We start from the raw sequence: 1,519 nt of genomic DNA on the forward strand, positions 1-1,519 counted from the left end.
AGCAGTAGAAGACGCTAACCCAACAGCAACTAAGGTTGAAGTAGGAAACGATGGATCAGCAACTGTAACGTTCCCAGATGGAACAACAGCAACCCTAACAGGCGATAAGACTGTTAAGGAAGCAGATTCTAAGGGCGTTCAAGAACCAGCAGCTAAGACACCAGTTCAAAACACATCAGCCTTAACTCAACCAGAAAAAGATGCCGTTAAGAAAGCAGTAGAAGACGCTAACCCAACAGCAACTAAGGTTGAAGTAGGAAACGATGGATCAGCAACTGTAACGTTCCCAGATGGAACAACAGCAACCCTAACAGGCGATAAGACTGTTAAGGAAGCAGATGATAAGACAGCACCAGATGCCCCAGTTGTGAACCCAGTTAAGGCTGGTGACACAGCAGTAACCGGTACAGCCGAAGCAGGTTCAACAGTTGAAGTAACCCTTCCAGATGGCACTAAAGCCTCAGCAACAGCTGACCAAGATGGCAACTTCAGCGTTCCAGTCAGCGGTTTGGAAGAAGGTCAAACAGTCTCTGTTACAGCGAAAGACGCTTCAAACAATACATCAACTCCAACTACAGCAACTGTAGCGAAAGCTGATGATAAGACAGCACCAGATGCCCCAGTTGTGAACCCAGTTAAAGCAGGTGACACAGCAGTAACCGGTACAGCCGAAGCAGGTTCAACAGTTGAAGTAACCCTTCCAGATGGCACTAAAGCCTCAGCAACAGCTGATCAAGATGGCAACTTTAGTGTTCCAGTTAGCGGTTTGGAAGCAGGTAAAACAGTATCTGTAACAGCGACAGATGACGCAGGTAACACATCAGATGCGACAACTGCAACTGTAGCGAAAGCCGATGATAAGACAGCACCAGCAGCACCAGTTGTGAACCCAGTTAAAGCAGGTGATACTGCTGTAACAGGTACAGCCGAAGCAGGTTCAACAGTAGAAGTCACTCTTCCAAACGGAACCAAAGCAACAGCAACAGCTGACCAAGATGGTAACTTCAGTGTTCCAGTTAGCGGTTTGGAAGAAGGTAAAACAGTATCTGTAACAGCGACAGATGACGCAGGTAACACATCAGATGCGACAACAGCAACCGTAGCGAAAGCCGATGATAAGACAGCACCAGCAGCCCCAGTTGTGAACGATGTTAAAGAAGGTGATAAAGCTGTTTCAGGAACAGCAGAACCAGGAACAATCGTTGAAATCACTCTTCCAAATAGTGAAACAGTTACTGTTACTACAAATGAAGCTGGTCTCTTCTATCTTCCAGTTATGGGCTTGAAAGCTGGTGATAAAGTGACTGCCGTAGCAAAAGATGCATCAGGCAATACATCAACTCCAACAGAGAAAACAGTTGGTAAAGGTGATGGTAAGGATGCGGATAATGTTAAAGTACCAGCTCTTACTCCAGTAGTAGATCCTAACAACTTGACAGATGCAGAAAAAGCTAAAGTAGCTGAAGAAGTTAAGAAAGCTAACCCAACTGCGACAGATGTTAAAGTTAACAATGACGGA

At 45.6% G+C, this 1,519-nt stretch carries 1 protein-coding gene; it reads left to right on the plus strand.

Features of this window, described 5'->3' with window-relative positions; translation table 11 throughout:
* The coding region (locus QM867_RS10650; protein WP_414315749.1) for an Ig-like domain-containing protein at window positions 1-1,519 on the plus strand (1,519 nt) is incomplete at both ends.

Origin of the sequence: Streptococcus infantis (assembly GCF_047463635.1) — a bacterium.
In the GTDB taxonomy this organism is placed as follows: Bacteria; Bacillota; Bacilli; order Lactobacillales; family Streptococcaceae; genus Streptococcus; species Streptococcus infantis_W.